The 16170-nt window shown below is 65.1% G+C and carries 11 protein-coding genes; 7 read left to right on the forward strand and 4 right to left on the reverse strand.

Annotated elements, in window-relative coordinates:
* Positions 1 to 9: 9 nt before the first annotated feature.
* Complete coding sequence (gene pobA / locus HZZ13_RS19640; RefSeq protein WP_197961186.1) at positions 10 to 1182, reverse strand: 4-hydroxybenzoate 3-monooxygenase; 1173 nt, start codon at positions 1180 to 1182, stop codon at positions 10 to 12.
* A 50-nt stretch (positions 1183 to 1232) separates the two neighbouring features.
* Here pobA and HZZ13_RS19645 point away from each other — a divergent pair, with 50 nt between their 5' ends.
* Together HZZ13_RS19645 and HZZ13_RS19650 are read left to right on the forward strand one after the other, a co-directional pair.
* Positions 1233 to 2138 carry a helix-turn-helix domain-containing protein gene (locus tag HZZ13_RS19645; protein WP_197961187.1) on the forward strand — a complete coding sequence of 302 codons (906 nt, stop codon included), beginning with the start codon at positions 1233 to 1235 and terminating at the stop codon, positions 2136 to 2138.
* A 349-nt stretch (positions 2139 to 2487) separates the two neighbouring features.
* The gene (locus HZZ13_RS19650) at positions 2488 to 3099 is read left to right on the forward strand and encodes a LabA-like NYN domain-containing protein (RefSeq protein ID WP_197961188.1); all 612 of its coding nucleotides are present in this window, start codon (positions 2488 to 2490) and stop codon (positions 3097 to 3099) included.
* A gap of 24 nt (positions 3100 to 3123) precedes the next feature.
* Here the strand turns inward: HZZ13_RS19650 and pcaG are convergent, their stop codons facing one another.
* Positions 3124 to 3750, reverse strand: a complete 627-nt coding sequence (gene pcaG, locus HZZ13_RS19655) for a protocatechuate 3,4-dioxygenase subunit alpha (RefSeq protein WP_197961189.1) — start codon at positions 3748 to 3750, stop codon at positions 3124 to 3126.
* Positions 3751 to 3755: 5 nt separating this feature from the next.
* Entirely contained in the window at positions 3756 to 4544 is a 789-nt protein-coding gene (pcaH, locus tag HZZ13_RS19660) for a protocatechuate 3,4-dioxygenase subunit beta (RefSeq protein ID WP_197961190.1), read from the reverse strand.
* 100 nt (positions 4545 to 4644) lie between these two features.
* Between pcaH and HZZ13_RS19665 the strand changes: the two genes are divergently transcribed.
* From HZZ13_RS19665 to HZZ13_RS19680, 4 genes are all read left to right on the forward strand, one after another.
* Positions 4645 to 5565 (forward strand): LysR family transcriptional regulator, encoded by a 921-nt coding sequence (locus HZZ13_RS19665; protein WP_197961191.1) that lies wholly within the window; start codon positions 4645 to 4647, stop codon positions 5563 to 5565.
* A 99-nt stretch (positions 5566 to 5664) separates the two neighbouring features.
* Positions 5665 to 6969: a nicotinate phosphoribosyltransferase gene (gene pncB, locus HZZ13_RS19670; RefSeq protein ID WP_197961192.1), complete on the forward strand. Its 1305-nt coding sequence runs from the start codon at positions 5665 to 5667 to the stop codon at positions 6967 to 6969.
* 247 nt (positions 6970 to 7216) lie between these two features.
* A complete protein-coding gene (locus HZZ13_RS19675; RefSeq protein ID WP_197961193.1) occupies positions 7217 to 8530 on the forward strand; it encodes a GGDEF domain-containing protein in 1314 nt (437 codons plus the stop codon).
* A gap of 281 nt (positions 8531 to 8811) precedes the next feature.
* Positions 8812 to 11466 carry an autotransporter outer membrane beta-barrel domain-containing protein gene (locus HZZ13_RS19680; RefSeq protein WP_311972675.1) on the forward strand — a complete coding sequence of 885 codons (2655 nt, stop codon included), beginning with the start codon at positions 8812 to 8814 and terminating at the stop codon, positions 11464 to 11466.
* Between the two features lie 9 nt (positions 11467 to 11475).
* Here the strand turns inward: HZZ13_RS19680 and HZZ13_RS19685 are convergent, their stop codons facing one another.
* Positions 11476 to 12111 carry a TetR/AcrR family transcriptional regulator gene (locus HZZ13_RS19685; protein ID WP_197961294.1) on the reverse strand — a complete coding sequence of 212 codons (636 nt, stop codon included), beginning with the start codon at positions 12109 to 12111 and terminating at the stop codon, positions 11476 to 11478.
* A gap of 649 nt (positions 12112 to 12760) precedes the next feature.
* On the opposite strand from HZZ13_RS19685, the gene HZZ13_RS19690 reads away from it, so the two are divergent.
* A complete protein-coding gene (locus tag HZZ13_RS19690) occupies positions 12761 to 16165 on the forward strand; it encodes an acyl-[ACP]--phospholipid O-acyltransferase (RefSeq protein ID WP_197961194.1) in 3405 nt (1134 codons plus the stop codon).
* Positions 16166 to 16170 lie beyond the last annotated feature (5 nt).

The raw sequence follows: 16170 nt of genomic DNA on the forward strand, positions 1-16170 counted from the left end.
GAGCCCGCGCTAAAACGGCAACCCGGTATAATTCTCCGCGAGCAATCGCTGCGCCGTCTCGGACGAGAGCAGGTAGTCGAGCTCGGTCTGCTGCAGCCGATCCTCATATTCGATCCGGTCGGGGAGACGGTGCAGCATCATCGTCATCCACCAGGAGAAGCGTTGTGCCTTCCAGATCCGCGCGAGCGCCTTGGCGGAATAGCCTTTGAGGCCGGCATCGTCGCCGCTCTGATAATGCGCGAGCAGCGCGTGGTAGAGATAGTAGATGTCGGACGCGGCGCTGTTCAGCCCGCGCGCGCCGGTCGGCGGCACGATGTGCGCGGCATCGCCGGCGAGGAACAGGCGGCCATAGCTCATCGGCTCGGCGACGAAGCTGCGCAAGGGCGCGATGCTCTTCTCGATCGACGGACCCGTGATCAGGCGGCCGGCGACCTCGTTCGGCAGGCGGCGCTTCAGCTCGGCCCAGAACGCATCGTCGCTCCAGTCCTCCACCTTGTCGGTCAGAGGCACCTGGATGTAGTAGCGGCTCAGCACCTGCGAGCGCAGCGAGCACAGCGCAAAGCCGCGCTGGTGCTTCACGTAGATCAGCTCGGGCGAGACCGGTTTCGTGCGCGACAAGACGCCGAGCCAGCCGAACGGATAGACCTTCTCATATTCGCGCAGCACGTCCTTCGGGATCGACTTGCGGCTGACGCCATGGAAACCGTCGGCGCCGACGATGTAGTCGCAATCGACGCGGATCGTCTGCCCGTTCGAGCGATACGTCACATAGGGCCGATCCGACGTCAGATCGTGCGGCGTGACATCCTCGGCATTGTGCACGACCTTGCCGCCGACCCGGTCGCGCGCCTCGTAGAGGTCGCGCGTCAGCTCGGTCTGGCCGTAGACCAGCACCGAATTGCCGCCGGAATGCTTGTGCAGGTCGATATGGGACAGCACGCCGTCATGGGCAATCTCGAACCCGTTGTGGATCTCGCCCTCGCGGTCCATCCGCTCGCCGCACTGCGCCTCGCGCATCAGCTTCGCAAAGCCGTGCTCGAGCACGCCGGCGCGGATTCGCGCCAGCACGTGGTCGCGGCTGTATTTCTCCAGCACGATCGTGTCGATGCCCTTGAGGTGCAGGAGCTGGGACAAGAGCAGCCCGGACGGCCCGCCGCCGATGATACAGACCTGAACTTTCATTTTTGCGTCCTCCCGTCGGCATTTTTTTGCATACGTTAAGCCGCAAACCGATGGAGGGTTTCGCCTTTGTCTTGTACTATTCGAACATGAGAAGCGCGGCCCCCGCCCCGGCGATCCGGGTCTACAATCTGTTCGGCGAGTCCGGCGATCTGCCCGATGTCGTGCATTGCGAGACGATCGCCTCTCGATCGGTGCTGCACGACTGGACGCTGGCCGTGCACCGCCATGCCCGGCTGCACCAGGTGCTGCTGATCGAGCGCGGTGGCGGCGAGGCGACGCTCGACGGGCGCGTGGTGCCGCTGAGGCCAATGCAGATCGTCAACGTGCCGGTCGGCCACGTCCACGGCTTCCGCTTCGTGCCCGACACGCAAGGGTGGGTGTTGACCATCGCCGCGGAGATCCTCGATGAAGCGCTGCTCGCCGCCGAGGGCCTGCGCGGTGCGCTGTCGCGGTCGGCCGTGGTGCGCGGCACGCCGCAGATCCGCGCCACGATGAAGCAGATCTTCGCCGAGCACGCCGCGCGCGACTTCGGCCGTGCGCATGTGCTCCGCGCCTTGTCGTCGGCCATGATCGGGCTGGTGGCACGCGCGCTCACGCTCGAGAGTGGCGGCAACGGCACCGCGGAAAGCGGGTTGTTCCGCCGCTTCGAGGCGCTGCTGGAGCAGCACCATCTGGAGCGCTGGAGCGTCGCCGACTATGCCAAGGCGCTGTCGGTCACACCGACGCATCTCAACCGGATCACGCGGGCGGCGACCGGGGACACCGCCTCGCATCTCATCCTCAACCGCCTGATCCGCGAGGCGCGGCGCAATCTCGTCTACACCAACCTGCCGGTCTCGACGATCGCCTACGCCCTCGGCTTCGAGGACCCCGCCTATTTCAGCCGGGTCTACGCCGCCGCCACGGGCGTCTCACCGCGCGCCTTCCGCGCGCGGCTGCATGGCGGCGAAGGCTGAAGCATCAGACAAAGGACCTCGCGCAGGTCTGATCGACGCGCCCTGCGGAACCGCGGTGTCTCTCGTTGCCACTTACCTTGGTATATAGCGCCCCATCCTTTGGATAGAGGCCCTTTACCTCCGTACAATTGAGCGGGGCATGCCCACGCCCTAGCGTGATGGCATTCGGCGCCCTGGCGCTGGTGGCATGCAACCTCCCTAACCTCGGCGCAAGGCGGCCAACCCTGTCCGGTCGTCTGCGCCGCTTTTTCAGCAAGCCATCGGCGAATTCAAGCATTTTTCCCGCCGATACGCCGTGCCATTTCGGCTGAACGGTCGGCTTTCGTGCCGAACCCGGGAGTTGTGCATAATGTCTTCGCTTGGGAAGAGCGCGCTCTTTATCGACGGCTCAAATCTCCATGCCACCGCCAAGGCGCTCGGCTTCGAGATCGATTACAGACGCCTGCTCAGTGAATTTCAAAGCCGAGCTACGCTGTTACGGGCCTTCTACTACACCACCATCATCGAGGATCAGGAATATTCGTCGATCCGTCCCTTGGTCGATTGGCTCGACTACAACGGGTTCACCGTCGTCACCAAGCTCACCAAGGAGTTCGTCGACGCCACCACCGGCCGCCGCAAGATAAAGGGCAGCATGGATGTGGACCTTGCCGTGAGTGCAATGGAGCTCGCCAAGCACGTCGATCAGATCGTCCTGTTCTCGGGCGATGGGGACTTCCGTTCGCTGGTCGAGGCCTTGCAACGCCGCGGTGTCCGCGTGACGGTCGTCTCCACACTGTCCACTCAGCCGCCCATGGTCGCCGACGACCTGCGCCGGCAGGCGGACGTATTCATTGATCTCGTGGAGTTGAAACCAAAATTGGGGCGCGATCCGGTCGAGCGCCCGGCATCGCGCGAGGTGCGGCAGGCACCGCAATTCCTCGCGCGCGGAACGATCAAGCGCGACGACCGGGTGGAGTGATCAAAAAGGACGGCCGCCGGCACCTCACACGTCGAAGAACACCGTCTCCTCCGGCCCCTGCAGATTGATCGTGAAGGCGTACACGACCTTGCCGGCGCGCTCGCTGCGGGTCGCGATCAATGTCTTGCGGCGTATCGGCTGCTCGATCAGGTTGAGGACGGGATCGGCGGCGTTGGCCGCCTCTTCGTCCGAGAAATAGAGCCGCGTGTTGAGGCCGATATTGATGCCGCGGGCGACGATCCAGACGTTGACGTGCGGCGCGCATTTGCGCCCCGTCCTGTCGGTGATTGCGCCGGGCTTGATGGTCTCGAAGGTGACGAGGCCGCTGTCGAAGTCGGAGCCGGCGCGGCCCCAGCCGCGAAACTCGTCATCCAGCGCCCCGGCGGAGCGATCGGCGGGATGGTTGTAACGGCCGGCCGCATTGGCCTGCCAGATCTCCAGCAGCACGTCGCGCAGCGGCGTGCCGGTGCCGTCGAGTACCTTGCCCTCCAGCGTGATGCGCTCGCCCTTGGTGTTGGGCGTCACCAGCACGTTGGAGAAGTTCTTCTCGAAGATATCGAAGCCGGCCATGGCCGGGATCAGGCCGATATGGACGTAAGGCCCGGCGGTCTGGGAGGCGGTTTCCTTGAGATAGTTGAGCGGCTGCGGCATGGGCGTTAGTTCCCCGCGGTGCGATTTTCGAAATAGGTGGAGCGCTGGCCGCGCAGCACGATGTCGAAGCGGTAGGCGAGCGAGTCGAACGGCGTCGATGCGTTGAGGTCGAGCGGCGCCACGAGGCGGTCGAGCGCGTCCTTGTCCGGGATCGTCGTCAGGATCGGGCAGACCGGTATCAGCGGGTCACCTTCGAAATACATCTGCGTGATCAGCCGCTGCGCAAAGCCCGAGCCGAACACCGAGAAGTGGATATGGGCGGGTCGCCAGCTGTTGACGTAGTTGCGCCAGGGATAGGGGCCCGGCTTCACGGTGCGGAAATAGTAGTACCCGGTGTCGTCGGTGAGCGCCCGCCCGCAACCGCCGAAGTTGGGGTCGATCGGCGCCAGATAGGTGTCCTTCCTGTGCCGGTAGCGGCCGCCGGCATTGGCCTGCCAGAACTCGACCAGCGTGTTCGGGACGCCCCGGCCGGTCTCGTCCAGCACGCGGCCATGGACGACGATACGCTCGCCGATGGGATCGCCGTCCTTGGCGTAATTGCGGATCAAGTCGTTGTCGAGCGGGCCGAGATCATTGTGCCCGAACACCGGCCCGGTGATCTCCGAGATCGAGTTCTCCAGGGACAGCAGCGACTGGCGCGGCGAGCGCAGCACCGAGGACTTGTAGCCGGGCGCATGCGCCGGCGGATGGATCGCGCGGTCGCGCTGGAAGAAGCCGCCGTCGCCGAGCGGCGGCGTCAAGGGCTCGGGACGGTTGAGGCGGGGATCCCGCAAGGCTGGCGCCTGGGCATTCATCGGCGTTGTCTCTCCCTTGGAGCCCGGAATCGGGCCGGCTTATCGGGAGATCATGGGCCGGACTATTCCACAGATAAATAGATCGATTATAATATATTGCATGAAAGAAATCGATCATTTGGCGCTCGACGGCCACGCCCTCCGGCTGTTCCTCGCCGTACTGGAGGAAGGCTCGGTCACAGCGGCCGCAACACGCCTGGGCCTGACGCAATCCGCCGTCAGCCACGCCCTGAACAAGCTGCGGCGGATCGCCGGCGATCCGCTGTTCGCCAAGTCCGGCCGCGGCATCGTCGCGACGGCCCATGCGCAGGCACTGGCCGGCAAGGCACGCGCGCTGATCGACGAAATGCGCAGCTTCGCCGGCGGCGTCAGCTTCGAGCCGCCCCGCGCACAGCTGTCGTTGACGATCGCGGCCAACGACTTCCAGCGCGACCTGCTGCTGCCGCGGTTCTTCGATCACGTCGCCGCACAGGTGAAGAGCCTGAATCTGCGCGTGATCCCCTCTCAATCGCCCTCGCCCGCGATGCTGCGCGAGAACCGCTGCGACCTCATGATCACGCCGCTGCCGCCGTCCGGCGTCGACATCGTACAGAAGCGACTGCTGAGGGATCACTACGTCTGCTACCACGATCCCAAGGCACGTGCCGCGCCGGCCAGCCGCAATGCCTATCTCGCGGCGCGTCACATCACCGTGGTCTATACCGACAATGAGCGGCTCGACTTCGACCGCCGGCTGGCAGCGAACGGGCTCCACCGCGACATCGCGATCTCCGTGCCGAGCTTCTCCGGCGTGCCGTCGTTCCTGCGCGGCTCGCAGATGCTGGCGAGCATGCCGAGCCTGCTCGCGTCCAGCGTGATGCGCGGCTTTGCGCAAACACCAATCCCGCTGGCGTCCCGCACCAAGACCCTGGCCGAGCTGCCGATGTTCATGGTCTGGCACCAGCGCTACCAGAAGGACCCGGCCCACCGCTGGGTCAGGAGCCAGCTCGAGGCCGTCGCGGCGACGGCCGCCAAAGTCTGAGCTGCCGTTCTCATGTCCCGATATCAGGTGCCGCGCTTCGCAAGACTGCCCTTCCCAAACCCACTGGTTGCGCCGGGGGAGCCGCGCTAAAATCCCCTCATGACAGTGACTGACATTGCGAGCCGGACCTACAATCACAGCTGGCGGCTGGATCCCATCATCCGCAGCCTGCTCGATACCGACTTCTACAAACTATTGATGTTGCAGATGATTCGGGAGGATTACCCGAGTCAGAAGGTGACCTTTTCGGTCATCAACCGCTCGCGCTTTGTGCGGCTTGCCGAGATCATCGACGAGAGTGAGCTGCGCGCCCAGCTCGACCATGCCCGCACCATCCGCTTCACCAAGAAAGAGCTGATCTGGCTGGCCGGCAACACCTTCTACGGCAAGACCCATATGTTTTCGGCGGATTTCATCCGCTGGCTGGCAGAATTCCGCTTGCCTGAATACGAGCTGCGCAAGGTCGAGGGCCAGTACGAGCTGCATTTCCACGGCCCCTGGACCCACACCACCATGTGGGAGATTCCGGCGCTTGCGATTCTGAACGAGCTGCGTTCGCGCGCGGCCATGAAGGGCCGCGGCCGCTTCGAGCTCGACGTGCTCTACGCCCGCGCCAAGGCCAAGTTGTGGACCAAGGTCGAACGGCTGCGCCGGCTCGAGAACCTGCGGCTCTCCGACTTCGGCACGCGCCGCCGCCACGGCTTCCTCTGGCAGCGCTGGTGCGTCGAGGCGGTGAAGGAAGGCCTGGGCTCCTCCTTCATCGGCACCTCCAACGTGCTGCTCGCGATGGATAACGATCTCGAAGCCATCGGCACCAACGCGCACGAGCTGCCGATGGTGGCGGCCGCGCTCGCCAGGGACGACGAGGAATTGCGCTGGGCGCCCTACCGCATTCTCGACCAGTGGCGTCAGACTTACGGCGGCAACCTCCTGATCGCGCTGCCCGACGCCTTCGGCACCAGGGCTTTCCTCCGCGATGCACCGGAATGGGTCGCCGATTGGACCGGCTTCCGACCCGACAGCGCGCCGCCGATCCAGGCCGGCGAGGAGATCATCGCCTGGTGGCAGAAGCAGGGCCGCAACCCCAAGGACAAGCTGCTCGTCTTCTCCGACGCGATGGACGTCGGTTCGATCGAGGATACGTATCGCCACTTCGCAGGGCGCGTGCGGCTCTCCTTCGGCTGGGGCACCAACCTCACCAACGATTTCGTCGGCTGCACGCCGGACGGCTCCATCAGCCTCGATCCGATCTCGCTGGTCTGCAAGGTCTCGTCGGTCGACGGCCGGCCTGCCGTCAAGCTCTCCGATAATCCGGAGAAGGCGACCGGCCTGCCCTCGGAAATCCAGCGTTACCTGCGCGTGTTCGGCGACGCCGGTCGCGTGCGCAAGCCGGTGCTGGTCTAGCAGACGACCGGATTTCTCTCGATCGGGTAAACCGCACACGTTGAATGCGAGGAATTGGTTCGCCGCCGGCCGCGCCAGTTCCTATTGACCGGCATTTGAAGCGATCTGCGCCCATCCACTTCAGAGCACCTTCACTCTGCAGCGCAGTCGCTCGCACTTTTCAGGTCGGTTAAGCAACATTCTGCGCTACTTGACGTTGCACGCACAACGCTCCGCTGGGATCGTTGATCGATTTGGGGAATGCAGGGTGTTTGGCAGAACAGCGACGTCGAAGAGAGAACGTAGTCTCCTTCACGTCATCAAGCTCGTCTCGCCTTTCGTGATGGTCGTCGTGCTGCAGGCGGCGATCGCGGGCTTCAGTCTCGAGGTGATGTCATCGGTCCGCGCCTATGTCGCCGGCGAAGCACTCTGGTCGCGCTCGCAGAAGAACGCGGTCTATTTCCTCAATCTCTACCTGCACTCGGGCGAGCCGAGCCAGTTCGCGCAATATCAGGCTTCACTCGCAGTCCCCATCGGCGACGAGTTCGCGCGCTGGGCGCTGGAGCGCGACCCGGTCGACGTCGAGGCCGCCCGCATCGGCTTTCTGCAAGGCGGCAACCATCCTGACGACGTTGCGGGACTGATCTGGCTGTTTCGTTATTTCAACCGCGTCAGCTTCCTCCAGGACGCGATCAGGGAATGGGCCGCCACCGACCCCATGCTGCTGGAGCTCAGCGTGTTCGGCGAGGTCATCCGATCCGAGCTGGAGAAAGGTCCCATTCAGGACGACGACCGCCTGCAATTCCTGTCGTCGCGGCTATCGGAGCTCAATGCCCAGTTCACCGTGCATGCCAGGCGGTTCTCCACCGTCCTCGGTGAAGGATCCCGCGCGATCAAGCTGACGCTGACGGGCGTCAACATCCTCACCGCCGCGACGCTGATCCTACTCCTGATCTGGCATACGCGGCGGCTGGTGCGGCAACGGCAGGCATTCGAAGACGCCTTGCATGCCGAGAAGGAGCGCCTGGCCTGGCAGGCATCGCACGATTGGTTGACCGGCCTCTCCAACCGCCGCGCCTTCGAGGCGCGCCTGCAAGCCGAGCTGGACAATGGCGCAGCCGGTGCGCTCGCCCTCATCCTGCTCGACCTCGACCAATTCAAGAGCGTCAATGACAGCTGCGGCCACCTCGCCGGCGACCGCCTGCTCTGCCAGGTCTCGCGCCTGCTGCAGCAGGACCGGCATGCGCATGATCTGGTGGCCCGGCTCGGCGGTGACGAATTCGGCCTGATCCTGCCGCGATGCTCGCCCTTCGATGCCGTCGACATCGCCGAGCGTCTGCGCCGCTCGCTGGAGCTGTTCAATTTCGCCTGGAACGACCGCTGCTTTGCCGTGACCGCCAGCATCGGCGTTGCCTGCATCGCCGACGGCAACATCACGCTCGAGGATGCGATGCGGCGCGCGGATGCGGCGTGCTACCGCGCCAAGGAAAAGGGACGCAACCGCGTTCAGGTCGAGAATGGGCGATCGGATGTCGTCGTGGTCGCGCCCCGACCGCGCGAGGTCATCGCTGCACAGGGCTGATTGCCGCCTGGCCCCAAAATTCATCTCATCGCAATCAGGTTGAGGCGCCTCAGGCCCGCCCGATGGCGCCCTGATCCATCCCGGCGCGCCGGACAATGCGGTGACACGGCACAGTTGTGACGCCGCCGCCACATCGATCTGAAAAAGCAGCGCTCTTCGCATTCAGACACGTCGCATTGCGCCCCGGTCCACGATGGCCGGGACCTTCCTCGCTAAGCATGGCTGCGCCCGATGCTGCGGGTGCGAATCCGCCCGGACCGCGCCGCGAGAGGAGTTTGGAAGTGCCTTGGAATGATTTGATCGCCCCGCGCAATATCGTTCGCGCAACGACGTCCCGGCAGCGCGCGCTTCTCTTGAGCACCACGATCGGTGCCCTGGGCAGCTCGCTGCCGGGATTCATCACGCCGGCACAAGCGGTGTGTGTGCTGACCGGGAGCGGCACGCTGACGACGCTTCAATCGGGCGATTCAATTACCTGCGTCGGGAGCAACACCCGGATCAGAACAGCACCCGTGGTCACCGGCGTCACCGTCAACATCGGGGACGGCACTACCGCGACCACGGTGAGCGACCCCACCTTTGCGAGTGTATTTCTTGACTTCGCATCCAACAGCGCAGTCAGGGTCTTCGGCAACGCGTCGGTCACATCCAGCATCAACGACGGCATCGACGTGAGCGGTGGAGGCAACAACACCATAACGATCGATGCCGGGGCGGTTGTTGCATCGACAGCCCTTGCCTCGTCGAGCCTCGCCCTCGCCAATTCGAGCAACAACGTCGTCGAGATCGCCGGCACGGTGGGAAGCGGCGCCGCCGGATCTATCGGAATCAGCATCGGCGCCGGAGCTGCGAACAACCAGGTGAACATCCTGTCGAGCGGCGTTGTCCAGGGCAACGGCCCCGCAGCCATCGATTTCAACGGCGCGGCGGACGGCAACACCATCAATAATGCCGGCACCGTATCGAATGCTTCGGGCACTGCAATCCTCGGCTCGAACAGTCAGGACACCATCATCAACTCGGGCACGATCACCAGCAGCGGCGTCAGCATCGCAGTCGATCTCAAGAATGGGAACGACGTCTTCGAGCTGCGCGCGGGATCGAACATCACAGGCTGGGTCGTGGGCGGCAACGGATTGGACACGCTGCGCTTCGGCGGCAGCGCCAACAGCACTTTCGACCTCGGCACATTCGGTGCGTCCAAGCAGTTTCGGGAATTCGAGGTTCTGGAAAAGACCGGCAGCTCCACCTGGACGCTGACGGGCACGACGACGGATGCGGCGACCATGATCGTCCAGGCCGGCACCCTCATCGTCAACGGCTCGATGCCCAACTTTTTTACGGGCGTCAGCGGCGGCACGCTCAGCGGCAGCGGCACGATCGGATCACTCACAGTGCAGTCGGGCGGCACGGTCGCGCCCGGCAATCTCGGTCAGCTCGTCGTCAACAGCAATGCGGTGTTCCAGTCAGGGTCGACCTACGCGATCTCCGTCAATGCGGCCGGGCAATCAGACAAGATTGCCGCCGTGAGCGCGTTGCTGAACGGCGGCACCGTCGCCGTCACCACGCTTGCAGGCGCCTACAATCCCTCGACGCAGTATACCATCCTCAGCACGACGGCTGGCCTCACCGGAAGTTTCTCGGGCGTGACTGTCAGCGGGTACAATCCACAGCTCTTTGCCTCCTCCCTCAGCTATGACGGGTTCAGCGTCTTCCTGACGCTCAACTACAACAACACCGCATTCCTCTCCATTGCCCAGACGCAGAATCAAAAGGCCGTGGCGGGCGCGCTGAGCGCATTCGGCTCCAACCTGCCCTTCCTGCCCGCGTTCGCGGGTCTCAGCGACGCCGAGCTCCGTTACAAGCTGGATCAGCTCTCGGGAGAAGCCGCAACCGGCGCGCAGCAGGGTGCCTTCCAGCTGAGCAGCCAATTCCTCGGTCTCATGCTCGATCCCTTCGTCGACGGACGCGCCGGCGCAGGCGCGACCGGCGGAGCACTCGGCTTCAACCCCGAACGCGCTGCACTGCCGGAGGACATCGCACTGGCCTATGGCAAGGTCATGGGGACATCGCCCGCGAAAGCAGCGACCTTCGCCGAGCGCTGGACGGCCTGGGGCGCGGCGTTCGGCGGCACCAACCGCACCAGCGGCGATCCCGTCGTGATCGGCAGCCACGACCTCCACGCGCGCGCCGGCGGCGTCGCGGCCGGCGCCGACTATCATTTCAGCCGCGACGCGATCGTGGGCTTCGCGCTCTCCGGCGGCGGCACCAAATGGGACCTCGCGCAGACGATCGGCGGCGGCAGGAGCGATGCGGTCCAGGCCGGCGTCTACACCGCGGTCCGCAGCGGACCCGCCTATTTCGCCGCCTCTCTCGCCGTGGCCAATCATTGGATGTCGATGGACCGCCTGGCACCATTCGGCAACCGGCTCACCGCAAGGTTCGATGCTCAGACCATCGGCGGCCGCATCGAGGGCGGCTATCGCTTCGCCACGCCGATCGGCGGCTTCACGCCGTACGCGGCTGCGCAGGCCCAGGCATTTCGCACGCCGACCTATACCGAGACTGATCCGGCCGGCAGCGGTTTTGGGCTGACCTATCAGGGACGCACGGCCTCCGACACCAGGAGTGAACTCGGCGCACGCTTCGATCGGGCAATGCTGGTCTCGCCGAGTGCCGTCCTGACGGTGCGGGCTCGCGCGGCTTGGGCCCACGATTGGGTGAGCGATCCGACGCTCGTCGCCGCCTTCCAGGCCCTGCCCGGCGCCAGCTTCATCGTCAACGGCGCGACGCCGGCGAAAGACGCTGCCGTCGCATCGGCCGGTGCCGAGCTGAAGTTTTCCAACGGTGTTGCCCTGTCGGCCAAGTTCGACGGCGAGTTCGCAGCCCGCAGCACCACTTATTCCGGCACCGCGAGCCTGCGCTACGCCTGGTAGCGGCGCGCCTTATCGAGACAGCCGTGCGCCGACCGGCAAAATGCCGAGTCCTCTGAGGTGGGTGTCGACGAACTGTTCGATCTGCTGGCGCAGCATCTGCGACGGCACGGCCACCATGCGCTCCTCGAGGCCGAGCGAGATGATGCCATGCACGGCGGAAAACAGCGTGCGCGACAGCAGCGCGATCTTCACGTCATCCGCATCCGGCAATAGCCGCACCAGGGGTGGATGCATCAGCGCGAACGCATCCATCACCATCTGGAGGATGTCGTCCGGATAGGGGCGATCGTCCTCCATCCGATGCTCGAACAGGGAGCGCAGCAGGTTGGCGTGCGCGGCGAAGAAGTCGAGATAGGTCTCGGCGAGCCCATAGAGCTGGCGGACCGGATCCTCGGCAGGAACAGCCCGAAGCCGGGCCGTGAGCGCCTGCACCGTTTCCCGGTTCACCGTCAGAATGACCCCGTCGAAGTCGCCGAACTCGTTATAGATGCTGCCGACCGAGCAGCCGGCGGCCTCCGCGACGTCCCGAACCTTCAATGATCTCAGCCCCTTAGCTGAGATGATGCCGCGGGCAATCTCGACGATCTGGAGCCGGCGCCGAAATTTTTTCTGGTCGCGCAGCGATTCTTCTTGAACATTGTTCATTTTCAGGCTACTCATGTGAACATTGTTCAATTTAACCTGGAGACCTGGAAAATGCAAACCCTTGCCGTCGATATCGCCGCCACCTTCGTCGATGATGCCGCCGCCCTCGTGACCGGGTTCGGCCGGGCCCTGCTGCGGTTCGCCATGGCGCCGATCAATCGCATCGCCAACGCCTGCGACGTCGCCGGCGTGCTCGCCGAGCGCCGGGCGACCTTCCGGATGTGGCGGGCCAATCGCGCCCATGCGCGTCAGGAGCGGCGCCGGTTCAGCCTGCTCGGCCGCCTCTCGCCGTTTCGCCACCTCGCCCATCTCACCTGAGACGGGTGCAGCCGTGCCGCTGAAATTCGAATCCCGGATCTGGTCGCAAGGAAGAACTCAGCATGTCCGGACATTCGCGGGCGATCCGCTGGTCAACATGAGGCGGCTCAGCTTTGCTCGGCGCCCCGGCGATCTCACCGACGCGGCCTCGACCGGATATTTGCGAACCTAACGATACCAATTGGAGACCAACAGGATCGGAGGAACCGAGGGGACGGAGCAGGTCAGCAACTTCGTTGCCGCGCAATCGTTCGCCCTATGCGCTTCCGGTCGTGACGTTTCGTTAGACAACGTAACAACTTCGGTCTGCCTTGCCAAAACAGGACCAGTCATGATCAGGGAATTGATGTCGTCACGCCGCTTCGCGCCGCTGTTCTGGGCGCAATTCTTCTCGGCGCTCAATGACAACGTGCTCAAGAATGCACTCGTCATCATCCTGCTTTACAGTGCCGCAACCGGCCATGGCGATGCGCTGGTGACGGTGGCAGGTGCCGTCTTCATCTTCCCCTATTTCATCCTGTCGGGGCTCGGCGGCCAGCTCGCCGACAAATACGTCAAATCCGTCGTCGCGCGGCGGCTCAAATTCGCCGAGATCTTCGCAGCTTGCTTTGCCGCTGCCGGCTTCTTCCTGCACTCGGTGCCGCTCTTGTTCGCAGCGCTCGCGCTGTTCGGCACCATCGCCGCCCTGTTCGGGCCGGTGAAATATGCCATGCTGCCGGACCAGCTCGAGCTCGGCGAGCTCGCCACCGGTAACGCCCTGGTCGAAGGCGCCACCTTCATGGCGATCCTGCTCGGCACCGTCGCCGGCGGCCAGTTCGTCGCCGGCTCCGCGCATATGGGCTGGGTCGCATCCGCCGTGGTCGTGCTGGCCGTGGTGTCCTGGGCGTTCGCGTCCCGCATTCCGCAGACGACGCCCTCCGCGCCGGAGCTGCCCGTCGATGCCAATCCCTGGACCTCGACGGTGAGCCTGCTCAGGACGCTCTACGCCGACCATCGCCTCTGGGACGGCACCGTGATCGTCTCCTGGTTCTGGCTGGTCGGCGCCATCGTGCTGTCGCTGCTGCCGGCGCTGATCAAGGAGGTGGTCGGCGGCACCGAGGGCGTCGTAACGCTGTGCCTTGCCATCTTCGCGATCGGCATCGCGATCGGTTCGCTGTTTGCCGCCAGCCTCAGCCACGTTCGCCCGAACCTCGCGCTGGTGCCGATCGGCGCCATCATCATGGGCTGTGCCGGACTCGATCTCGCCTGGGCGATCGGCGTCACCGCCAAGGGTCACGACATCACCGCGCTCGGCTTCGCCACCTCGTTCGGCGGCCTGCGCATGCTGGCCGACTTCGTCGCCTTCGCGTTCGGCGGCGGCCTCTTCGTCGTTCCGTCCTTTGCCGCGGTCCAGGCCTGGTCCGAACCTTCCGAGCGTGCCCGCATCATCGCCGCCGGCAACGTGCTGCAGGCCGCCTTCATGGTGGTCGGCTCGCTGTTCGTGGCGCTGTTGCAGGCGGCCGGCCTCCATGTCGGCTGGATCTTCTTCGGCCTCGGCGTCGCCAGCTTCGGCGCGGTGTGGTTCGTGCTGACCAAGTGGGGCAAGGAAGGCGTGCGCGACTTCGGCGGACTGCTGTTCCGGGCACTGTTCCGCACCGAGATTCGCGGGCTCGAGAACCTGCCGCCTCCCGGCACGCGCATGCTGATCGCGCCGAACCATGTCAGCCTGATCGACGGCCCGCTCTTGCACGCCGTGCTGCCGATCGACGCGAGCTTTGCGGTCGATACCGGCATCGCCAAGGCCTGGTGGGCGAAGCCGTTCCTGCGCGTCGTCAAGCACTACACCATGGACCCGACCAAGCCGCTGGCCGCACGCGACCTGATCAAGCTCGTCGCCGCAGGCGAGCCCGTCGTGATCTTCCCGGAAGGACGGATCACCGTCTCGGGCTCGCTGATGAAAGTCTATGACGGCACCGCGATGATCGCGGACAAGGCCGACGCCGTGGTCGTGCCGGTCCGGATCGAGGGCGCGCAGCGTTCCTACCTCAGCTATCTCAACTCCAGCCAGATCAAGCGGTCCTGGTTTCCGCGCGTGACGGTCACGATCCTGCCGCCGGTCAAGCTTCCGGTCGACGAAACGCTCAAGGGCAAGGCACGCCGCAACGCGGCCGGCGCCGCGCTGCAGGACGTCATGATCGACGCCCTCGTCAAGAACGCCATGCTCGATCACACGCTGTTCGAGGCGCTCGGACACGCCTATCGCGACCGCGACACCGGCAAGGTCATCATCGAGGATGCGCTCGGCACCAAGCTGACCTATCGCAAGCTGATCCTCGGCGCGCAGGTGCTGAGCCGGAAGCTGGAGAGCGGCACCGCGGTCGGCGAGAATGTCGGCGTGCTGCTGCCGAACTCCGCGGGCGTCGCCGTCGTCTTCATGGCGCTGCAGAACAGCGGCCGGGTGCCGGCGATGCTCAACTTCTCGGCTGGTCCGGTCAACGTGACCGCTGCCATGAACGCTGCGCAGGTCAAGACGGTGCTGACCTCGAAAGCCTTCATCGAGAAAGGCAAGCTCGACAAGCTGATGACCGCGATCTCGGCCGAAGCGCGCGTCGTCTATCTCGAAGATGTCCGCGCCTCGATCGGCATCGCCGACAAGATCAAGGGCCTGCTCGCCGGCACCGCGCCGCGCGTGCCCCGCCAGGCCAACGATCCCGCCGTCGTGCTGTTCACCTCGGGCTCGGAAGGCACGCCGAAGGGCGTGGTCCTGTCCCATCGCAACATCCTCGCCAACGCGGCGCAGGCGCTGGCGCGGGTCGACGCCAATGCCAACGACAAGGTGTTCAACGTGCTGCCGGTGTTCCACTCGTTCGGGCTGACCGGCGGAATGATGATGCCAATGCTGGCGGGCATTCCGATCTACATGTATCCCTCGCCGCTGCACTACCGGATCGTGCCCGAGCTGATCTACCAGACCGGCGCGACGATCCTGTTCGGCACGGACACGTTCCTGACCGGCTATGCCCGCTCGGCGCACCCTTACGACTTCCGCACCCTGCGCCTCGTGATCGCCGGCGCCGAGGCGGTCAAGGACCGCACGCGACAGGTGTTCATGGAGCGCTACGGCATCCGCATCCTCGAAGGCTACGGCGTCACCGAGACGGCGCCGGTGCTGGCGATGAACACGCCGATGGCCAACCGCCCCGGCACTGTCGGGCGCCTGTCGCCGCTGATGGAAAGCCGCCTCGATCCGGTCCCGGGCATCGAGGAAGGCGGACGCCTGTCCGTGCGCGGCCCGAACGTGATGCTCGGCTACCTCAGGGCCGAAAATCCCGGCGTGCTCGAAGTGCTCCCCGACGGCTGGCACGACACCGGCGACATCGTTTCGATCGACTCCGCGGGCTTCATCACCATCAAGGGCCGCGCCAAGCGCTTTGCCAAGATCGCAGGCGAAATGGTCTCGCTGTCGGCGGTCGAAGCCATCGCGGCGGCGTTGTGGCCGCAGGCCGGCTCGGTCGCGGTCTCGATCCCCGACCAGCGCAAGGGCGAGCGCATCGTGCTGCTGACGACCGAGAAGAATGCCGAGCGCAGCGCGATGCAGGCCCAGGCCAAGGCGATCGGCGCCCCCGAGCTGACCGTGCCCGCGACGATCATGGTGGTCGACAAGGTGCCGCTGCTCGGCACCGGCAAGACCGACTATGTCACCGCGACGACGATGGCCCGCGAGCAGGCGTCGGCGCCGGAGCGCGAGGTGGCGTAAGAGGT

It is taken from the genome of Bradyrhizobium agreste (genome assembly GCF_016031625.1).
GTDB classification, from domain to species: Bacteria; Pseudomonadota; Alphaproteobacteria; order Rhizobiales; family Xanthobacteraceae; genus Bradyrhizobium; species Bradyrhizobium agreste.